Source organism: Absiella sp. AM29-15 (assembly GCF_003434225.1).
Lineage (GTDB): Bacteria > Bacillota_I > Bacilli_A > Erysipelotrichales > Erysipelotrichaceae > Hoskinsella > Hoskinsella hominis.
The window spans coordinates 73,152-88,770 of the sequence record NZ_QVFL01000021.1 but is presented as its reverse complement, the minus strand read 5'-3'; the positions used below and the strand labels follow the sequence as shown (position 1 = coordinate 88,770).

Here is a 15,619-nt window from a genome sequence, read left to right as displayed (position 1 = left end):
TGAACAATCGTGATTTCGTTGTGTGGACAGGGCATTTCGTGTCCCTCCTTTCGGTAGTTGGTGGACGGGGTGGCGTTTTACCACCTCATTTTGGGCAGAAAAAAAGCAGGCAACCTTTTTCAGATTTCCTGCTTGGTGTGCCGCTGTGTGGGCGGCGGGTATTAAGTTGTAAAAGTTCAGGACAAGTTGACCCGATGTGTGGGTGGCAAACTGGAAGTTTTTTCATCCGGCTATATTAGCACTTATAATCTCTCCATTTGGCTCAACCACTATTTCAATAATATGTCCCCAAAACATATCGTCGTCGTTGTAAAATAAAGATAAACTTCCATCTGGACTAACTGTTATTGAGCTAATTTCCATACGTTTTTTAAACAATTCTCTTGTGATTTTTTCTGTATCAATTTCATCTGAATCCTCCAGCCATTCATTTGCAAGTTCTGTTAGCTCTTGTGCAGCAAATGCACGATATTTATTATCATTATCCACAATATTATCTACTAATTCCTTTAATACTTTCATTGCCTGTTCAGCGGTATCTCCATCTTCCTCATCGGTTTTCAAATATACATTTGCCTCTACACCATTCCAATTTACAATTCCCTCAAACCATGAAAATTCTCTATCCAAGTCAAAAGAACCTAATTCATTTTCCATAGAAATTGGCTTAGCATAGTATTCTTTCAAAGCTTCCAATTTTTCATTTGAAGCATGTTCTTCAAGCACATTTATAAGCATATATCTGTTGTTTATATATTGTACCTGATATGGCTGCAATTTTTTCGGTATACATTTTCTGACAGCGACACGATAAATGCCAAATTGCTCAAATTCATATCCCCACCCATTGCGTTTATTGTCATTTTTTATAAGCCATTCAATACGACCTTTCTCATGAAAGAACTGACCTGTACGCAAATCTATGGACGCAAGAAAATCAATAGATGGTTTCAGCATATCTTTTATAATTGCTGCTCCTTTACACGATGCTTGCACTAAAATAAGCATTTCATATTCTTCTGTTTCGAATTCTTTCTCAAAATCTGTTTGTACTGACATAATTCTTTCCACCTTTCTTGGTAATTTACATAATCAAATTTTCTTTATTTTCCGAAAACTTCTAATTTGTTGTTGACTTCATTATACTTTATTCGACCGTCAAAGTATAGAGAGATTTTGTAAAACTTGTCGGCTGGGAACAGCTTGCAACGCAAGGTGTCCCCAGATGGCAAGTCCACAAAAGGGTAGCTGGCGGCAGCCAGCGCAGGGGAAGCGTAGCGTCCCCTGTATGATTTGGAGCAGACCATGACTGCGGAAAATCACAGCCCTCCGGCGAGGAGCCTTCGGAGAACGCAATGCACCAACCTTTGGGTGGTGTATAATTGCGCCCTTAGTAAACTAAGGGGTTTCCGGCTTCTCCCGTTCCAGCAGTTTTTTCAATAGTTCCTGCGTGTCCTGCCTGTGAAAAATGAGTTTCAACAACAGCATGACATCATCATCTGTCAGGCGTTCCGGCTCTTGCAGAAAACTTTCCAGCATACCGCCACGAGTACAGAGCCGGTGCGTCCGTTCCTTTCGGGTAAGCTGCTTTAACTGGTGCTGCAATGCCTTTTCATCATTGATGGCTTTCCGCAGTTTCTTTTCGCTTTTCTCCAGCTCCCGGTTTATCTTTTCCAGCTTTGAGGTATCAGGCAAGGGCAGCGTCCTCCTTTCCCGGTATCAGCACATAAATCCTGTTTGGTTCTCCAACGCCCTGACGCACCCGCATGATAAGTCCGGCGGTTTCCAGTTCATTCAAAGAACGCTTGACCGTCATGGGGCTGCGGGACAAGACTGCGGCAATGGCTGTGACAGGGAAGCGGACAAACAGGATTCCGTTCTCGTCCTCCTGTCCGTTGGATAGCATAGCGTCCAACATCCGGCAGTATATGACCTTTGCGGTGCTGCTGACTGGAAATCCTGTCAACGCTCTGGGAAAGGGCATACAGGGCGGCAATGGTGTGTCTATCGTCATAAATTCAAAATTCATTCGGTGTGTTCCTCCTTTTTCTTTGCTCGTTTGGATAAATAACGGGGGCAGTCAATCACAACCGCCCGGAAGCTCTGCCTGCACCCATGCTGGCATTTCCGGCATAATTCGTTGTAAGTGACACGCCCCCGGTCATTGAGGTAAAAAGAAAGCTCATGCTTCCTCTTTTTGCTCATTCTCGGCATATTGCGCTTCCTCCCGTTTTCGTGTATGGTTTCGGGGCGATTTTCGGCAAAATTACAGCCATAGAGCCGCCTAAAATCTCCCGAAGTATCAGCGATAGGGTAGACTATCCCCCTATCAGATTGTCGTGTTTCGGTATCATTTCGGTGTCAGTTCGCCAGTTCTCCCCGGTGTCGTTCCTCCCCTGAATCTCACAGCGGCGTATCGCTCCCTTTGGTACGCTCGTTTCGGTCAGGGTTCCTCCACATCCCTGCCAAAAGTCATGGCACTACATCGCCGGGGAAGCATATCCCACACAGGCTGGTCATTCGATTGGAATAATCCATCGATGAACTACCTGTATCATAGAACATTTTTGTGCCTCGTGCGGTATGTCCACAAAGTAGGAATTAAGGGTAAAAATCAGAAATTTCCACGATTGCGGAATTGATATGGTATAATCAATTCAACGGTTATAAATGTCGTTAGAAAGGGGGAACTGCTTCAATGAACGGAGCTACTACAATACAGGAACGGCTAAAAGATTTACGATTAAACAAAGGATTAAAACTGGAAGAACTGGCTGAGCAAACGGGTATTTCAAAATCGGCTCTTGGCAGTTATGAAAAAGACGACTATAAGGAAATCAATCATGGCAACCTTATCACGCTGGCAGATTTTTATGGGGTGTCCCTCGATTATCTCTTTTGCCGGACAGAGAACCGGGCGGAGATCAACACGCCATTAAGGGAGCTGCATTTGAGTGATGAGATGGTAGCACTTCTGAAAAGCGGTCGGATTAACAACCGTCTGCTGTGCGAACTTGCCACCCATAAGGACTTTATCAAGTTTCTTGCGGACATTGAGATTTATGTGGATGGGATTGCCACCATGCAGATTCAAAACCTCAACGCCCTTGTCGATACCGTCCGGCATGAAATCATTGAACGGTATCGCCCCGGCGAAGATGACCCGCATTTGAAGGTACTGCAAGCCGCCCATATCAGTGATGATGAGTATTTCAGTCACATGGTTCTGGATGACCTCAACCTCATTATCCGGGATATTCGAGAAGCCCATAAAAAGGACAGTGAGAGTGCGCCCCAGACCACCGTTGCCGATGAACTGAAAGAAAATCTGGAAGCGGTCGAAAACTTCAAGGGCAGCCGGGATGAAAAGCTGGTTGTCCTTTACTGCAAGCAGCTTGGTATCAACTACAAAAATCTGTCAGACGAAGAATTTCGCTGGCTCATTCGTATTCTCAAAAAGTCAAAGAAAATGGGAACGCCTATCAGCCAGAGGAAAAAACGGTAAAGAAAAACCGCTGTTGCATGGTTTGTTGGCTTCCATGTAGCAGCGGTTTTTGCTGGGATTATTCAGTTGAATTTTTAGAACGACAAACTTGAAGTTGTTAGTCGCTATCTTGTTTGCGGTTAAATTCAAAAACGACAGGTTCAAATTCAACTAAATGCTTATCTTGGGTGTTAGTTCCTTTAGGGTTCTCTATGCCGGTAACTTCATAGTATTCATCACTGTATTGTATTTTACTACCATCAAAATCTTTTTGAATGGATTTGACATATTCAAACGGATTTTCTATTGGTAACAAACTTAATGCCCGCTGTAGCTGTTGTGCCGCTGTCCTCTGCTCATCGGTCAGTATTTTTTCTTCGTTTGCCATGTGTTCTTCAAATTTATTTTTATCCATCCAAACGATTTGCTCCAATGGGTTAGCAGTACCACAAGCCAAGATTAAACGGATAAAATCTTCAAAATTTGCCGCTAATGGATATACATTTTGGTCTACACAACTTTCTGGATTGCAGGCAAATACCATTTCTCCATATTCCGGCAAAAAGCAATACAGAATACATCCTTCAAATCCGATTGGCTTTGCGTTGACGGGATAGCAAAAATACGGGTCTGCAATATCTCCATATTCTAAACCTAAAAGTCCCTTATCTATGGGAAGTGCCATATACTTTTCGTAAATCGTTTCCATTGATGTGCCTCCACAAAATTCCGATTTGTCATAATCATTCTATCATACCGTTATGAATAAATCATCTCATGCAAAACAATTTCTTCTGCCCGGTTGTGGATATTATTGCACCGCTGCACCCATTCCATTTGACGGGTACGCTTCAAGTCCTCGGTCACGCCCTCGGCAGCTTTCATCTGCTCCATGATAGTGTCTAACCGTTCCTGTGCCTGTTCGTTCAGGTCTGCAAGATATGTCCACAATTCTCCGGTCAGTATCAATGTGTTCAATCTGGCTGGGTGGACTTCTCTTAAATATTCCCGGTGCATCCGTCCATACTTTCCGATGGGGCGGCGTTCTTCCGACAGTTTCAAGTCCGGGATGTAGTAATCTCCGACAAGGATATAATCAATTCCGTTTTCCGTTATACTTGGTTTCAATTCGCTCATGTTCCTTACCTCCTGTGGAAGCAGGCTCGTCTGGTACTAACTCAATCACATCGGTAATCTCACAATTCAGCGTTTCACAGATACGGGCTAATGTGTCCATGCTGATGTGCTTTCCCTCTTTGCTCATGTTGGCAATCATATTCGTTGTCATACCAGCGGCAAGCCTTAAATCTTCTTTTCTCATATCACGCTCTAACAGTGTGTGCCAGAGCGGTTTATAGCTGATGTGCATATTGCTTTCCTGCCTTTCTATCCATACCACCGGGGCGGCTGCCCCGGCAGGAACTTTTCTCTTATTATAGCACCAATCTTGTGAAATCACAATTTATTCTTGTAGCCTGCCGCTGATACCGTCTGGATTGGTTTTTCCTTTCTTTTTGTTCCCTTTAATTAGCCATGAACTGCTTCATGCCCTGGGACTTTGCGCCGGGGTTATCGTTGCCGTAGCCCTCAAGCAGATTGATTGCACCCCAGATGCCAAGACCTGCGCCCAGAGCGATAACGAGAGTCTGAAGAACGGTTACTGCGCTATTGAAAAATGCCATAATATTTTCCTCCTAAAATTTGAAATCGTTTTGAGAATAAAAAAAGCCCTCCGTACTACCGGCATCAAAACCGGACGGAAGGCTTAGTTTGCGAGAATCTTTTCAAGGAACTCCTCGACGGTTATCACGCCAAGTTTCTGTTCCATTCTGCTTCTTGCATATTCAGTTTCACAATCATATATATCACCACCACCTTTCATAAGAAACAGCCAATACATTGACTGCAACAAATCATCACGAGAAGCACAGATCGTCGGTGAAAAAACGGCAGGTGAAACCTTCAGAACCTCTGCAAATTTCGCTGTGGTTTCTGCATTAGGGGTTCGAGCGTTTTTCTCATACTGAGCAATACGGACATCCGCTGTTTTCTCGGAATACCCCATCAGGAGTCCAAGCTCTTTCTGGGTAAGGCGGCGAAATCGTCTAACGAACTTCAAACGCTGCCCAATAGAGGTATCCGTGATCCACCAAGTCATTTTTTACACCTCGCTTTCTGCAAATTCTCGATATACAACCTCATTTTTTGCTCTGCGTTTGCCTACGGCTTCACTGGGAGCAAGGTCAGGGTAGGTTGCCTGCACTTTCTGTCTGCTTCTGCGGACAGTTTCAAACCCCGGAAAGCTGCGTCTATCCAGTTCCTTCAAAAACACAGGAACCGTCATGGCATGAATGTCAATGCCACGCAGACCGGAATAGTGTTCCAGTACCATCAGGTACAAATGATTGTCGGTATTTCTTGCTTTCTGGTCGTGTTCCAAGATGTTCTTAACCAGGGCAGATACCGTTTTCAGATTTTCCAAACAGAAACCTCCTTAATCCGCATCGACTACCACAAATTCATCACCTGCCTTGAGCTTCAACCTTCGACTCAGAAACTGCTCAATGTTGAACTCATTTCTCTTATCAAAGTCTGATGTGTACTTATAATTGGGGTGCTGCGTCAGATCGTACTTGTCAGAAAGAAACGGTCTGACACCACGCAACTGCAAAATACACTTGCTGCCATCCAGAACCGCAAGCTCATCTACGCTCGCAAGGTCTTTGCCACAATGTCAAGTGATGAATTCAAAAAAGGGCAAAAAAATAACCCCTCTCCATTAAAAGAAGAGGGGATATATGTGATACGAACTATAATTTGTTTGCCTTTCAGCGTATCCATAAAATCGCCGCCAAAAGGGCATAAGAAAAGCACCGCCGAAGCGATGCTCTTAAAGCCATATTGTTAAATGTGTCACTTGTTCCGCTTTCCCGTATTCTCTGTCCCTCGGACTTCTTCATGGTAGAAATAATCTACGATGACCGGATGTCCCTGCGGCACTCTGCCATAGGGCATTTCATTGTCAACAAAGGGGCAGTCATATTTCCTGGCCATCTCCCCGGCTTTTTCTTCCAAAGCCTTGAAATAGCTGCGGTTGTGTTTGTTATAGATTTCATCATAAAGCGGCACAAGGTCAGGACGTTTTTCTGCGATATAATCCATAATCGTCTTCTTAAAACCGCCTCGCAGGTTCAGGTTTTCCAGCCAGAACAGGTCGCACTGGTCCTTCACCCGCTCAAAAATCGCCTCGAAATCCGTGATGCCCGGAAAAACCGGCGCAACAAAACAGACGGTACGGATGCCTGCATCGTAAACCTGCTTCATGGCTGCCAGCCGCCGTTCGATGCTCACAGCATTGTCCATATCCTCTTTGAAATCCTCATCGAGCGTATTGATCGACCACGATACCGTGACCTGTCCCAGCTCCTTCAGCAGATCAATGTCACGAACCACAAGATCGGATTTGGTGCAGATTAAAATATCTGCGCCACTGCCTCGAAGCTGTTCCAGCAGTTTTCTGGTATTGCCGAACTGTTCCTCCTGCGGATTGTAGCCGTCCGTCACGGAGCCGATCACAATACGCTGTCCGGCAAATTTCTTTGGGTTTTTAATCTCCGGCCAGTGCTTTACATCAAGAAACGTACCCCATTCCTCCGTGTGCCCGGTAAAGCGCTTCATAAAAGACGCATAGCAATATTTACAGGCATGGGTACACCCCACATATGGATTGACCGAATAACCGCCCACCGGCAGGTTGGATTTCGTCATGATATTCTTTGTCTCGACTTCTCCAATAAGGATGCCGTTCATCTCTACTTTTGCCATTTTCTCTGTATCTCCAACACTTGATTGAACGCTTCCGGGAATTCCTGTACCATGTTTGCCTCGCCCACGATGGGAACAAGGTCTTCTTTCATAAAGGCAGGGATACCGAGCACATGAGCCTGTTCCACAAGGGAATACGCCCATTCTGGGGCTGTCCGTATTTTTTTGCTTTGCGCCCCGGTCATCGTTCCCACCACGATCCAGTCGATACCGGCGAGATCCACTTTACCAGGATCGTCAAACAATGGCTCAAAGGTAACGTGATAGTGCTTTGCCCGGATATTGGCCTTAAGCGTGTCGATGCGCCATAGCTCTGATTTTCTTGTGACAGTGACGCCAAACCATGCGTTTTCCAAGTCTGTCTCAAAATCCAGTAGGTCGGGGCGCTTTGACAAAAACAGGAATTGGTGCTGCGGGTTTTCCCGAATCTTTGCGAATACCTTATCCCGCCACTCCGGCTGCCATCCCGCCAAATCGCTCATGCCGGTCAGCAGGAAATTCTGCGGGCGCTTCTTTTCCATCAGCCGCAGCTTATTCGGAAAAAACTCCGGCTTGCTGAAGTCATCAATCATATGGTAACGCTTTACATTATTTCGGGCATAACAGTAGGAACAGCCTACGGTACAGCCGATGACCAGATTCATGTTTTGAATATTGTCCTTAATGCAGACGCTCATCAGAGAACACCCTCCACATTTTTCAGGATGCGGTGGAGATAGTTCTCCAGCTGCTCGATTTCTTCCTCAGAAAATCCCTTATAATAAATGTTACTGATTTCTTCTGTTACTTCATTATATTCTTGTTCCAGACCTTTGGCTTCTTCTGTAAGGAAAATGAGAATCTTTCTACGGTCTTTGTCGCCACGATCACGATAAATCAGATTTGCCGCCTCCATGCGGTCAAGCATACTGGTCAGCGTGGTCGTGGCAAGACCGGTCTCTTTTGACAGCTCACTGATGGGAACGCCATCCTTCTGCCAGAGGATATATAGAATCCTTCCCTGGGAGCCATTAAAAGCATCAATGTTTTTTTCGCTCAATATGCGTTCAAAAACACGTCCTCCGACCTGTTTGATCCGGGTTATCAAAAATCCGCCTTGTGTTTTCATATTGCCACCTCAAACCGCAAGGCGGCTATCCGCAGACAGCCGCCTTGTCCTTTCTTATTTCTGCTGCGCAGCCGCTAATTCAGCGTAACCTTTCCAGCCAAATACAGCATCCACATCTTCATCGCCGTAAACACCCTTGACATCGCAGAGGTGGACAACATGATCGTCCGCATCCATCGTCTGGGCAACAGTCGCATGAATGAGCAGCTTGCAAGGAACAGGAGCTTTGATATTTGTGCCCTCCACTTCCTGCATCGTCAGACCGACCTTAGTAGCCTTATCCGTATCACGTCCGGAGCAGGTGCCACAGCCAATCAGAGCGCCGGTCAGTTCAACTCCGGGAATGGCGAGAACAACTTCTTTCTTCTCAGCCAGCAGTTCAAGACTGTAAGCCCCTTTGTTCAGGGAGAACATGATCTTTCCGGGATTGGTGGACGCAAAAGCCCAGAATGCCAGAGTCGCAAGATTGGTGCTGCCATCCGGTTTCTCTGTACAGATCAGAGTCATGGAATTGGGAGAAGTATAAGCAGGCGCATTGCTGATATTGATTTTGTTCATTGTAGAAACCTCCTTGTTTGATTTCATTTAGGATTATACCATATAGGAATATCCTTTGTCAACTCTTTTTAGATTTTATATCAATTTCCCATATTTGTCAGGAATTGCCTTTTGTGATTTTGTATATAATTAGCCCTCCCCGGCATGGGGAGGGCTTCGCTGTTCTTATGCTGCAATCTCCGGGATTTCCCCGACAAAGTTATAAACGATTCTGACTTCCTGCACCTTCTGGCCGTCCACCTTCTTGACCTCGCCAATGAGAATCCGGCTGATGAGCCGGTTCAGCACCGCCTCGTCCAGTTCCTCAATGGCGGCATAGCGCCGGATTTCCTTGATAAAGGTGCGGACTTCGCTTTCCTGTGCATCCGCCCGGCTCTGCATCACCGCCAGATCGTGCAGGCGCTTCTGGTTGGCTTCCTGCTCCTGTTCCAGCGCCGCTGTCAGCTTCATAAACCGCTGCTCGGTGAGGACACCTTTGGCCTTATCCGTATACAGGCTTAAAAACATCCCGTCAATTTCCTGATTCCGGGCTTCCAGCCGTTTCCGTTCTTTCTCCGTCTGGGAAGCGTCCACCAGATACCGGCGCTCCATCCGGCTGCTGAGCCGCTGGTAAAACGCATCAGCGTCCTTCATGACCTGCGCCGCCAATTCCTGTATATCCTTCAGCACCAGATTATACAAATCCCTTGCTTCAATCTTGTGGCTGGTACAGGCGTTCCTACCCAGCCGGTTGTAAGTCTGGCAGATATAGTATGCCTTATCAATCGGCTCCCGCATCTCGCCGGTGAAGCGGTTCTTCCCGGTTCTGCCGACCTTTTCATACCGCACCTGCATGGACTTCCCACAGGTGGCGCAGTAGACCAGCCCGTGGAACAGGTTATAGAAGGGGCAGGCGTTGCCTTTCATAATGGTTGGCCTGCGGTCAATGATTTCCTGCACCTGTTCCCATTCCTCCGGCATCACAATCGCCTCATGGCAGCCCTCAATGACCTCCCATTCCTCACGGGGGATAATGTCATAGGTATTGGAGCGGATGCCTTTCTGGTGTGTCCGGCAGACAAGATGTGCTCCTTTATAAAAGGGATTCCGCAGGATATGGCTGATCCTTGCGCTCCCCCATGAATAGTAGTTCACGTCACATTCTGTATTGCTTTGTACTCTGGTGATGGGGATTTTATCTTCCATGAGCTGCTTTGCGATCCGCATACAGCCCCAGCCGTCCAGTGCCATATCATAGATTTTTCGGATCACCGGCGCTGTCTCCGGGTCAAGGATCAGATGTCCTTTGTCCTCCGGGTCGCGCATCAGGCCAAGAGGCGGCTGCCCGCCGCAGAACTTTCCCTGCTGGGAACGGGTCATGCGTCCCGCCAGCACCTTTTTGGAAATATCCCGGCTGTACATATCGTTCAGGATATTCTTAAATGGCGTGATGTCCATTTCCTGACGGGTCAGGCTGTCCACACCGTCCGTGATGGCGATATAGCGTACATTGTGTTTGGGGAAAAAGATTTCGATATAGCTTCCGGCTTCGATATAATTCCTGCCGAGCCTCGATAGGTCTTTCGTGACCACACAGCCGACCTTTCCCGCCTCAATGTCTGCGATCATGCGCTGAAAAGCAGGGCGGTTGAAGTTGCGGCCCGTATAGCCGTCATCCACATAATACTCATACTGGAACATCCCATGCTTTTCTGCGAAGTCCCGAAGCATGAGTTTCTGGTTGCTGATGCTCATACTCTCATTGTCGCCGCCGTCATCCAGAGAGATACGGCAGTAGAGAGCGGTGATTTTTTCATAGACTTGATTTTTTCTGCTCATAGCGTTCTCCTTCTATGAACAGGGACACGATACCATTATCGTACCATGTCCCTGTCCCTGAATCAACCGTTTTTACGCAGCTTTTTCTGCCATTTCCCGCTGATGACGCCATTCCTCGAAGTGTTCGCAGGTCTGGCGCTCAATGAGCTGCTCAAAGGCTTTCCGCATGGACTTCTCCCCGGAGAACTCCCGCACCACCACAAAACGGACTTTATTCTTCTGATTTTTGCTTTTTTCCATAGGCTACCTCCATAGAGAGACAAGCCGGACGGCAGCACCGGCAACGAACCCGGCAACGGGCTGACAACCATCCCGGCAACAGACCGCTGATTTTATGCGATCCACTCCTTCGGAAGTTCCAGCTGGCGGCATTCTTCCTCGGTCAGCTCCACAAATCCATCTTCGTTGCCGGGCAGTTCGTTGCCGGAAACGTCCCGTTCCCAGCCCCGCTGTCTGCCATATCCGGCGAACATCCGGGGATTGGAGAATGGTTTCCAGCCTGTCACCACCGTGTTCATGATCTCGTTGATATTGTGCAGCTGCCACCGCTTCGGCTCGTCATAGGTGTGGCCCAGCGCCTCCTTGAAAAGCTGTTTGGAGCAGACCATGCTGCCGGTGTAGTGTTCCAGAAAGCCCTGTATCTGCCCGGCCTCCGTGTCCTCCGGCATGAAATCCTTCTGCACCTCCACAAGCTGCCGCTGGATGGACTTGCTGAATTTCATGGAGTAGTGGCCGCTGCGGTAAACCGTCATGGCCTCCGCCCAGACCTGCAACAGGTAGGCTCTGGAAGCGTCCTCGTCCTCCAAAATGTGAACCTCCGCATTCTCCGGGTAAATCATGATGGGAAGGAAACGCCGGTTCCCGGCCCGGTCAAGGGGCAGGAAGTCCAGCGTGTTGGACGAACCGCCGAACACGCACTGCCGCAGCCGGTCTTTGGGTTGGGCCTCATAGGGTGTGCGGTAGGTTTCCTTCTGGCGGCTGATGAACGAGCGGATTTCCTCAATGCTTTTGGCGCTGCTGGTGGCCAGCATCTCCGACATCTCGATGATCCAGTGGCCTTGCAGCTTCAAAAACACCCGGTCATCGTCCAGCTTTTTCAGGTCATCGGAGAACCACTCGTCCCGGATCGCCAGCAGACGGAAGAAGCTGGACTTGCCAGCCCCCTGACCGCCCACCAGACAGAGCATTTCCTCATATTTGGAGCCGGGGCGGAATACCCGCCGGATCGCCCCCAGAAGGAAGTGCTTCAGCATTTCCTCCACATAGTCACTCTCGTCCGCACCTAAGAAGTGATGGAGACAGGAGCGGATGCGGGGCGTCCCGTCCCAGACAAGGCCGTTTAGCACATCCTGGATAGGATGGTAGCAGTTCTCATTCGCCACGATGGAGAGCGCCGCTGTCATCTTTTTCTCACTGGTCAGGCCGTAAGTCTGCTCAAAATAGAGAAGCAGATATTTCACGTCTGTATCTGTCAGGGCGCTGGTATTCCTGCGCCAGCCCAAATCCCGCACAATGTCCACCCGGTCAGTTAAGAGGTTCAGGCGGATTGCCCCACGCAGGAGAGGGTCATGGCAGAACACCGTCCGGCAGTTGCCGATGGTGTTGGCGGGCTGACCCTTCTCCGTGACAGAGAGGCTTTCCCGTACTTCGTCAACGCTCTGCTCCGGCGCTAAGGCTTCGGCTGCGCTCATGGCGGCCTGCCGGGTGGCTGGCGGTAAACTCTGATATTCGCTGCTCAATTTTTCTCACCTCTTTTCCACACTCAGCGACCACGCAGGCACGTTCCTCCATGCTGCCGGACAGGAGAATATCCAGCAGATACTCCGTGTACGGTTTCTTTTGCAGGGCCTCCACGAACAGCGGATTCCACGCTTCTTCCGGCGTCTGCGGGGCGTATTCCTGTTCCCATCGTTCCAGCAGATGCAGGTAATCGCATAGCACCCGGAAATATTTCTGCTCCGCCTGCCGGTAGCGCAGTTCTTCGCTGATTTTTCGTTTGACCGGCCTCCTGCGGGGCGGGTCATGGCCTTTGGCGTCATAGCGGACAGAGAAATCCTCCGCCAGCTTCAGAGCCGCCTCCTTGCTGCTCAGCCCGAACAGACGGGCGGTAAAATCAATCACATCCCCGTCCGCCTGACAGCCGAAGCAGTGGAACCGGCGGTCAACCTTCATGCTGGGATGTTTGTCATCGTGGAAGGGACAGCAGGCCATTCCATTCCTGCCTACCGGAACCCCATAAATTTCCGCAGCCTGCCTTGTGGTGACAGACTGCTTCACCGCTTCAAATACATTCGATTTTCTCACCTCCATACAGAGAAAAAGGCACCCGGTTTCCGCAGAAAATCGGGTGCCTCATAGTTCCATATCCTTCTTTTTTGTCGGGGCAATGCGCCCCTCCCGTTCCCAACGCTCCCGGTTTTTCCGGTCAGCATCCAGCTTGCCTTTCGCCAGCTTCTCCCGGATGGACTCCCTGGCTTTCTCCTTGATTTGCTCCTTACCGGCCCGCTTGACTTCCGGCTGCATAAGGGTCTGCTGGATTTTAGCCAGAGCAGTCTGCATGACATTTTTAATCTTGTGAATAACCCCATCCAGCCGGGCAGCTGCGTACTCACGTTCCTTCTTCGGTGCCTTCCGCTCTGGCGAAAGCACCCACTTTTTCGTTTCTTCCACCAGACGAATATCTTCTTTGTGTGTCTCCTGCCGGACGGTATCGGTCACCACCTCCACCGCCTTGTCGTAGGCCACATCGGCAACATCATCCAGCAGCGTCTCCACGTCCTCGATTTTGAGCGTCAGTTCTTCCAGTTTCTGCTCCTGCGCCGCCAACTGTTCCTTCTGCTTCATCAGGATATAGTCCTGCTTTTCCAGATACTCCCGCCCGCCGTAGGACGGCTCCTGATCCAGATGCAGCCCATGCCGCTTCGTGATGTCAAGCAGGATCGTCCGACAGACTGCATCGAAGGTCTGTTTCCGGTTGTTGTGCCTGCCTTTTGGCTTGTCCGGGTTCGGGAGAGGGATGCCCAGTTCCTCCAGCGCCTTCTCCTGCTGGGGACACAGTTCCCCGTAGCGGTTTTCACAGTCGAACACATGGCGCTCATGGATGTGGGGCGTCCCCTCGTCCAGATGGAGCGCCCAATCTAAGATGTGGATATGGGAACCGAAGCGGCGCTCAAATTCCTCATAGAACTCGTTGACGATACGAAAGAGCGTTTCCGGCGGAACGGATTCTTCCAGCGTACCGATCTGGTAGATGCTTTCCTCCGGGCAGGTCTTGTTGTTTTTCAGCAAGTCCACCACAGTGCGGTTGCGCTCGGTGTGCCGGGTTTTCTCATTCCGGGCGTTCTGCGCCTCCACATGGTCAGAATAATGCTCGTAGTAGTACATCCGCTCGATTTCCTCAAAGCTGAAATCCGGCTGCTCCGGGTTCTCCCGGAAGTCATGTGTGGTAAAGCCCCGGTAGCAGTCCCAGTAGATATTTTGTCTGGCCCGCTCTGCGTCAATGTGTTCGCTGTTCTCCACATCAAACCGGCGGTCATTGTGGCGGGGATTGTAGGTGCCATGCTTGCCGGAGCGCCCGTTGTGCCTTGTCAGTTTCAAACAATTTTCCTCCTTCCTGCGAAGATGTTCCGGGGACGGGGAAGGGCGGCGAAGCCGCAAATCCTGCGAAAGTCTGCGTCAGGTAATACCCAGTATAAGTTGACGCAGGCATCAACTTTCCCTGGGCAAGGCGCTTCGCCCTTGACCCGATGGGGCGGCTGCCCTCAACCCGCCAATGGGCGTTGCCCCTTGACCCCAGCAGTGCGCTGCCGCCCCTGCACCCAGGCACAAAGGGCTGGCTGCCCTCTGTACTCCCGCCCCGGCGAAGCTGGCTTCCGTCGCTAAAGCGGTTTCCGCCAGTTTCACCGGCTCCGCATCCACACAGTTACGCCTTTCAGCGGGAAGTGGATACGGAATACGCCTGCGGGGATTGCCGGTCAAAACGCCGGGTGCAGACCCGGCATTTTTGCCGTAATCGCCCCAATTTCAGGCAATTTTTTCTTCCGTTGTCACCACCTGAAAGCCATGCTCTTTTGCGTAGGCGCTGGCGGCGGCTTTCCGTTCCTCGCTGTACGGCGGGATGAGCCGGATTGACAGCCGGGACTTGTCCAATACATAGGTCACGCTACCCTCCGGCGTGCTGCGCTCCAACCGGCACAGCAACGGATACTTCCGGCTGAAATCGGCCAGCCTGCGCTTCAAGCTGGCGTTAAAAGTGTAGATGCTGGCAAGGTTCTCCGCCTCGTTCCAGTTGATGATGGTTTCTTTCTCATACTTAGACAGCTTCGTCATACAAATCCTCCTCATAATCAGTGTAAGATTTCAGCACACGCAGGCTGCGCTTGAGACGGCGGTACTCGTCCATCTCCATACGCAGATGGTGGTAAAAAGCCTCATACCAGCTTTCGTCCACCTCCGTCTCCATCTTCCGGGCCAGCCCCAGCATCCGGCGTTTCGCCTCCGGGTCAACCGTCAGGGCCGTCAGCCATTTCAGCCGCGTCATCGTGTTGTGGTGGCTGGGACAGGTGAAAGCATAGAGAATCTTCTTTTCTTTCATGCTCAGTTTCATAATGATATTCCTCCATTTCTTTGCTGCGGAGCCATGCGCCCCGCATGATAAACTTGTTTCTGTCCGCCGGTCTGCCTGCAAGCCGCTCCTGCCCGGAATTTCTCCCGGCGTATCGGCCTCTTTGGTGCGCTCGATTTCTGTCCTGGCGTCACTTCCCCGGAGGTCATACCCCTTGCAGTCGGTCATTCGATTTTCAAGGTTCAGTGCCTGTCTGCAAGAA

The 15,619-nt window shown here is 49.6% G+C and carries 22 protein-coding genes and 2 pseudogenes; 2 read left to right on the top strand and 22 right to left on the bottom strand.

Annotation, left to right across the window (positions count from 1 at the left end):
* On the top strand, positions 1–239 hold a 239-nt coding region (locus tag DW761_RS21530), incomplete at its 5' end, for a hypothetical protein (RefSeq protein WP_233513129.1).
* Here the strand turns inward: DW761_RS21530 and DW761_RS18360 are convergent.
* The 4 genes from DW761_RS18360 to DW761_RS18345 form a co-directional block, all read right to left on the bottom strand.
* Positions 223–1,059, bottom strand: coding sequence for a DUF2262 domain-containing protein (locus DW761_RS18360; RefSeq protein WP_117519017.1), 837 nt, complete (start codon positions 1,057–1,059; stop codon positions 223–225). The two genes, DW761_RS21530 and DW761_RS18360, sit on opposite strands and share 17 nt — an antisense overlap.
* A gap of 339 nt (positions 1,060–1,398) precedes the next feature.
* Positions 1,399–1,695, bottom strand: coding sequence for a DUF3847 domain-containing protein (locus tag DW761_RS18355; RefSeq protein ID WP_117519016.1), 297 nt, complete (start codon positions 1,693–1,695; stop codon positions 1,399–1,401).
* Positions 1,688–2,029 (bottom strand): DeoR family transcriptional regulator, encoded by a 342-nt coding sequence (locus tag DW761_RS18350; RefSeq protein ID WP_117519015.1) that lies wholly within the window; start codon positions 2,027–2,029, stop codon positions 1,688–1,690. The genes DW761_RS18355 and DW761_RS18350 overlap by 8 nt, the downstream gene beginning before the upstream one ends.
* On the bottom strand, positions 2,026–2,214 hold the full coding sequence (locus tag DW761_RS18345) for a hypothetical protein (protein ID WP_005930722.1): 189 nt from the start codon (positions 2,212–2,214) through the stop codon (positions 2,026–2,028). Before DW761_RS18345 ends, DW761_RS18350 begins: the two co-directional genes overlap by 4 nt.
* A gap of 484 nt (positions 2,215–2,698) precedes the next feature.
* On the opposite strand from DW761_RS18345, the gene DW761_RS18340 reads away from it, so the two are divergent.
* Positions 2,699–3,505, top strand: coding sequence for a helix-turn-helix transcriptional regulator (locus DW761_RS18340; RefSeq protein WP_117519014.1), 807 nt, complete (start codon positions 2,699–2,701; stop codon positions 3,503–3,505).
* Between the two features lie 97 nt (positions 3,506–3,602).
* Here DW761_RS18340 and DW761_RS18335 read toward each other — a convergent pair whose 3' ends face one another.
* The 18 genes and pseudogenes from DW761_RS18335 to DW761_RS18250 all read right to left on the bottom strand — a co-directional run bounded on the left by DW761_RS18335 (position 3,603) and on the right by DW761_RS18250 (position 15,399).
* Positions 3,603–4,193: a hypothetical protein gene (locus tag DW761_RS18335; RefSeq protein ID WP_117519013.1), complete on the bottom strand. Its 591-nt coding sequence runs from the start codon at positions 4,191–4,193 to the stop codon at positions 3,603–3,605.
* Positions 4,194–4,243: 50 nt separating this feature from the next.
* The gene (locus DW761_RS18330) at positions 4,244–4,621 is read right to left on the bottom strand and encodes a TnpV protein (protein ID WP_117519012.1); all 378 of its coding nucleotides are present in this window, start codon (positions 4,619–4,621) and stop codon (positions 4,244–4,246) included.
* The gene (locus tag DW761_RS18325; protein WP_117519011.1) at positions 4,581–4,853 is read right to left on the bottom strand and encodes a helix-turn-helix domain-containing protein; all 273 of its coding nucleotides are present in this window, start codon (positions 4,851–4,853) and stop codon (positions 4,581–4,583) included. The genes DW761_RS18330 and DW761_RS18325 overlap by 41 nt, the downstream gene beginning before the upstream one ends.
* 160 nt (positions 4,854–5,013) lie before the next feature.
* Positions 5,014–5,166: pseudogene (locus tag DW761_RS18320) on the bottom strand (Maff2 family mobile element protein); the annotation flags it as partial.
* A gap of 83 nt (positions 5,167–5,249) precedes the next feature.
* Positions 5,250–5,642, bottom strand: a complete 393-nt coding sequence (locus DW761_RS18315) for a helix-turn-helix domain-containing protein (protein WP_117519010.1) — start codon at positions 5,640–5,642, stop codon at positions 5,250–5,252.
* Positions 5,643–5,645: 3 nt separating this feature from the next.
* Positions 5,646–5,966: a hypothetical protein gene (locus DW761_RS18310; protein ID WP_081032342.1), complete on the bottom strand. Its 321-nt coding sequence runs from the start codon at positions 5,964–5,966 to the stop codon at positions 5,646–5,648.
* 12 nt (positions 5,967–5,978) lie between these two features.
* Positions 5,979–6,212: pseudogene (locus DW761_RS18305) on the bottom strand (type IV secretory system conjugative DNA transfer family protein); the annotation flags it as partial.
* A gap of 185 nt (positions 6,213–6,397) precedes the next feature.
* On the bottom strand, positions 6,398–7,309 hold the full coding sequence (locus tag DW761_RS18300; protein ID WP_117519009.1) for a radical SAM mobile pair protein B: 912 nt from the start codon (positions 7,307–7,309) through the stop codon (positions 6,398–6,400).
* Positions 7,297–7,986: a radical SAM mobile pair protein A gene (locus tag DW761_RS18295; RefSeq protein ID WP_117519008.1), complete on the bottom strand. Its 690-nt coding sequence runs from the start codon at positions 7,984–7,986 to the stop codon at positions 7,297–7,299. Before DW761_RS18295 ends, DW761_RS18300 begins: the two co-directional genes overlap by 13 nt.
* Positions 7,986–8,417: a MarR family transcriptional regulator gene (locus DW761_RS18290; RefSeq protein ID WP_117519007.1), complete on the bottom strand. Its 432-nt coding sequence runs from the start codon at positions 8,415–8,417 to the stop codon at positions 7,986–7,988. The genes DW761_RS18295 and DW761_RS18290 overlap by 1 nt, the downstream gene beginning before the upstream one ends.
* A 54-nt stretch (positions 8,418–8,471) precedes the next feature.
* On the bottom strand, positions 8,472–8,975 hold the full coding sequence (locus tag DW761_RS18285) for a flavin reductase family protein (protein WP_158553849.1): 504 nt from the start codon (positions 8,973–8,975) through the stop codon (positions 8,472–8,474).
* 165 nt (positions 8,976–9,140) lie between these two features.
* The gene (locus tag DW761_RS18280) at positions 9,141–10,793 is read right to left on the bottom strand and encodes a recombinase family protein (protein ID WP_117519005.1); all 1,653 of its coding nucleotides are present in this window, start codon (positions 10,791–10,793) and stop codon (positions 9,141–9,143) included.
* Between the two features lie 72 nt (positions 10,794–10,865).
* Positions 10,866–11,033, bottom strand: coding sequence for a hypothetical protein (locus DW761_RS21230; protein ID WP_199485659.1), 168 nt, complete (start codon positions 11,031–11,033; stop codon positions 10,866–10,868).
* Positions 11,034–11,125: 92 nt separating this feature from the next.
* Positions 11,126–12,484, bottom strand: coding sequence for a virulence-associated E family protein (locus tag DW761_RS18275; protein ID WP_117519004.1), 1,359 nt, complete (start codon positions 12,482–12,484; stop codon positions 11,126–11,128).
* A complete protein-coding gene (locus DW761_RS18270) occupies positions 12,444–13,103 on the bottom strand; it encodes a CHC2 zinc finger domain-containing protein (protein WP_054338971.1) in 660 nt (219 codons plus the stop codon). Before DW761_RS18270 ends, DW761_RS18275 begins: the two co-directional genes overlap by 41 nt.
* Positions 13,104–13,145: 42 nt before the next feature.
* Entirely contained in the window at positions 13,146–14,390 is a 1,245-nt protein-coding gene (locus DW761_RS18265) for a serine/arginine repetitive matrix protein 2 (RefSeq protein ID WP_117519003.1), read from the bottom strand.
* A 426-nt stretch (positions 14,391–14,816) separates the two neighbouring features.
* The gene (locus tag DW761_RS18255; protein ID WP_117519001.1) at positions 14,817–15,122 is read right to left on the bottom strand and encodes a molecular chaperone; all 306 of its coding nucleotides are present in this window, start codon (positions 15,120–15,122) and stop codon (positions 14,817–14,819) included.
* Complete coding sequence (locus DW761_RS18250) at positions 15,106–15,399, bottom strand: hypothetical protein (protein ID WP_117519000.1); 294 nt, start codon at positions 15,397–15,399, stop codon at positions 15,106–15,108. The genes DW761_RS18255 and DW761_RS18250 overlap by 17 nt, the downstream gene beginning before the upstream one ends.
* Between the last annotated feature and the right edge of the window lie 220 nt (positions 15,400–15,619).